The 3,900-nt window shown below is 56.8% G+C and carries 1 protein-coding gene and 2 rRNA genes; all 3 read right to left on the reverse strand.

The genetic code is table 11. From position 1 onward, the window contains the following. On the reverse strand, window positions 1–196 hold a 196-nt coding region (locus ACWF62_RS20340; RefSeq protein ID WP_452631202.1), incomplete at its 3' end, for a hypothetical protein. Window positions 197–333: 137 nt separating this feature from the next. Further along, window positions 334–450, reverse strand: a 5S ribosomal RNA gene (gene rrf / locus ACWF62_RS20345). A 93-nt stretch (window positions 451–543) separates the two neighbouring features. After that, window positions 544–3,666 (reverse strand): 23S ribosomal RNA (locus tag ACWF62_RS20350). Window positions 3,667–3,900 lie beyond the last annotated feature (234 nt).

Here is a 3,900-nt window from a genome sequence, read left to right on the forward strand (position 1 = left end):
CGCCGGAAAGGCGGCCGGTCACCGTCACGACGCGGGCGGTCATCACGCTGATGCGGCGGACGGTCATCGCGCCGGAAAGGCGGGCGCTCTCCCTCACGACGCGGAGCGTCATCGCGGCGGGGACGGTCACGGTCGTCCCTGCGGTCATCCCGCCGGAACGCCGGCCGGTCACCATCACGGCGAGGCCGGTCATCACGCCGGGGTCCTCGCCTCTCAGATCGGTCCTCGGGTGAATACGACATGGGGTACGGCTCCTGTTCCTACGAGCAATAAAAAAGACCGGTTGGTCTTTCAGCAAGTGTGCTGAAAGACCAACCGGTCTTCTCAAAGATTGTTCGGCGGCGTCCTACTCTCCCACACGGTCCCCCATGCAGTACCATCGGCGCTGAAAGGCTTAGCTTCCGGGTTCGGAATGTAACCGGGCGTTTCCCTTTCGCCATGACCACCGAAACGCTTACAAACGTCTCAGCGTGAACAAGCACACTTTTCAGTTTGAAGAAATCATAGTTGTCTAAGACAAATTCACAGTGGACGCGAGCATCTGAGGACAAGCCCTCGGCCTATTAGTACCAGTCAACTCCACCTCTCACGAGGCTTCCATATCTGGCCTATCAACCCTGTCGTCTACAGGGAGCCTTACCCCATCAAGTGGGTGGGAGTCCTCATCTCGAAGCAGGCTTCCCGCTTAGATGCTTTCAGCGGTTATCCCTCCCGAACGTAGCCAACCAGCCATGCCCTTGGCAGAACAACTGGCACACCAGAGGTTCGTCCGTCCCGGTCCTCTCGTACTAGGGACAGCCCTTCTCAAGACTCCTACGCGCACAGCGGATAGGGACCGAACTGTCTCACGACGTTCTAAACCCAGCTCGCGTACCGCTTTAATGGGCGAACAGCCCAACCCTTGGGACCAACTCCAGCCCCAGGATGCGACGAGCCGACATCGAGGTGCCAAACCATCCCGTCGATACGGACTCTTGGGGAAGATCAGCCTGTTATCCCCGGGGTACCTTTTATCCGTTGAGCGACGGCGCTTCCACAAACCACCGCCGGATCACTAGTCCCTGCTTTCGCACCTGCTCGACCTGCCAGTCTCACAGTCAAGCTCCCTTGTGCACTTACACTCACCACCTGATGACCAACCAGGCTGAGGGAACCTTTGGGCGCCTCCGTTACTCTTTAGGAGGCAACCGCCCCAGTTAAACTACCCACCAGACACTGTCCCCGATCCGGATCACGGACCCAGGTTAGACATCCAGCACGATCAGAGTGGTATTTCAACAACGACTCCACCTGAACTAGCGTCCAGGCTTCACAGTCTCCCACCTATCCTACACAAACCGAACCGAACACCAATATCAAGCTATAGTAAAGGTCCCGGGGTCTTTCCGTCCTGCTGCGCGAAACGAGCATCTTTACTCGTAGTGCAATTTCACCGGGCCTATGGTTGAGACAGTCAAGAAGTCGTTACGCCATTCGTGCAGGTCGGAACTTACCCGACAAGGAATTTCGCTACCTTAGGATGGTTATAGTTACCACCGCCGTTTACTGGCGCTTAAGTTCTCAGCTTCGCCACACCGAAATGTGACTAACCGGTCCCCTTAACGTTCCAGCACCGGGCAGGCGTCAGTCCGTATACATCGCCTTACAGCTTCGCACGGACCTGTGTTTTTAGTAAACAGTCGCTTCTCGCTGGTCTCTGCGGCCACCCCCAGCTCAGGAAGTAAATTCCATCACCAGAAATGGCCCCCCTTCTCCCGAAGTTACGGGGGCATTTTGCCGAGTTCCTTAACCATAGTTCACCCGAACGCCTCGGTATACTCTACCTGACCACCTGAGTCGGTTTAGGGTACGGGCCATTGTGAAACTCGCTAGAGGCTTTTCTCGACAGCATAGGATCATCCACTTCACCACAATCGGCTCGGCATCAGGTCTCACCCTCGTGTGGAACGGATTTACCTGCTCCACGGGCCACACCCTTACCCCGGGACAACCACCGCCCGGGCTGGACTACCTTCCTGCGTCACCCCATCACTCACCTACTACAGGTCTGGACCACCGACTCCACCACTCCACCCACCCCCGAAGGGACAGATGGCGGCTTCGCGGGCTTAGCATCGCCTGATTCAGCGTTGGCGCTCCACAACGGGTACCGGAATATCAACCGGTTATCCATCGACTACGCCTGTCGGCCTCGCCTTAGGCCCCGACTTACCCTGGGCAGATCAACTTGACCCAGGAACCCTTAGTCAATCGGCGCAAGAGTTTCCCACTCTTGTATCGCTACTCATGCCTGCATTCTCACTCGCATACCATCCACAACTCGTTTCCACGGCTGCTTCACCCGGCACACGACGCTCCCCTACCCACCACAACACCCGTTAGGGCTATAGCTGCAGTGACACGACTTCGGCGGTGTACTTGAGCCCCGCTACATTGTCGGCGCAGAATCACTCGACCAGTGAGCTATTACGCACTCTTTCAAGGGTGGCTGCTTCTAAGCCAACCTCCTGGTTGTCTCTGCGACTCCACATCCTTTCCCACTTAGCACACGCTTAGGGGCCTTAGTCGATGCTCTGGGCTGTTTCCCTCTCGACCATGGAGCTTATCCCCCACAGTCTCACTGCCGCGCTCTCACTTACCGGCATTCGGAGTTTGGCTAAGGTCAGTAACCCGGTAGGGCCCATCGCCTATCCAGTGCTCTACCTCCGGCAAGAAACACACGACGCTGCACCTAAATGCATTTCGGGGAGAACCAGCTATCACGGAGTTTGATTGGCCTTTCACCCCTAACCACAGGTCATCCCCCAGATTTTCAACTCTGGTGGGTTCGGGCCTCCACGAGGTCTTACCCTCGCTTCACCCTGCCCATGGCTAGATCACTCCGCTTCGGGTCTAGGGCATGCTACTCAATCGCCCTGTTCGGACTCGCTTTCGCTACGGCTACCCCACACGGGTTAACCTCGCAACACACCGCAAACTCGCAGGCTCATTCTTCAAAAGGCACGCAGTCACGGCACACAGAGCAAGCTCTGTGCACGACGCTCCCACGGCTTGTAGGCACACGGTTTCAGGAACTATTTCACTCCGCTCCCGCGGTACTTTTCACCATTCCCTCACGGTACTATCCACTATCGGTCACCAGGGAATATTTAGGCTTAACGGGTGGTCCCGCCAGATTCACACAGGATTTCTCGGGCCCCATGCTACTTGGGAAACCTTTAAGTGAGCCATGCAGATTTCAGCTACGGGGGTCTTACCCTCTACGCCGGGCCTTTCGCATGCCCTTCGCCTATCCACACAGTTTCTTACTCACCGACCGTCCGGCAGAACGATCAAAAAAGCTCCCACAACCCCGCATGCGCAACCCCTGCCGGGTATCACACACATACGGTTTAGCCTCCTCCGGTTTCGCTCACCACTACTCCCGGAATCACGGTTGTTTTCTCTTCCTGCGGGTACTGAGATGTTTCACTTCCCCGCGTTCCCTCCACACCGCCTATACATTCAGCAGTGGGTGACAGCCCATAACGACTGCCGGGTTTCCCCATTCGGAAACCCCCGGATCACAGCTAGGTTGACAACTCCCCGGGGACTATCGTGGCCTCCCACGTCCTTCATCGGTTCCTGGTGCCAAGGCATCCACCGTGCGCCCTTAAAAACTTGGCCACAGATGCTCGCGTCCACTGTGCAATTCTCAAACAACAACCGAAGATTCGACCTTTCACAGCCGTACCTTCAGACACCCAACAGCGAACCAAATGTTGCAGTCAATGTTCCACCCATGAGCAAACCACCGCCGAACACTCGCCGGCGTAGTGGCTCTGGACCGCTATCGCGGTCTAGAAGCTCCTTAGAAAGGAGGTGATCCAGCCGCACCTTCCGGTACGGCTACCTTGTTAC

This window comes from Rhodococcus sp. NPDC054953 (assembly GCF_053609225.1).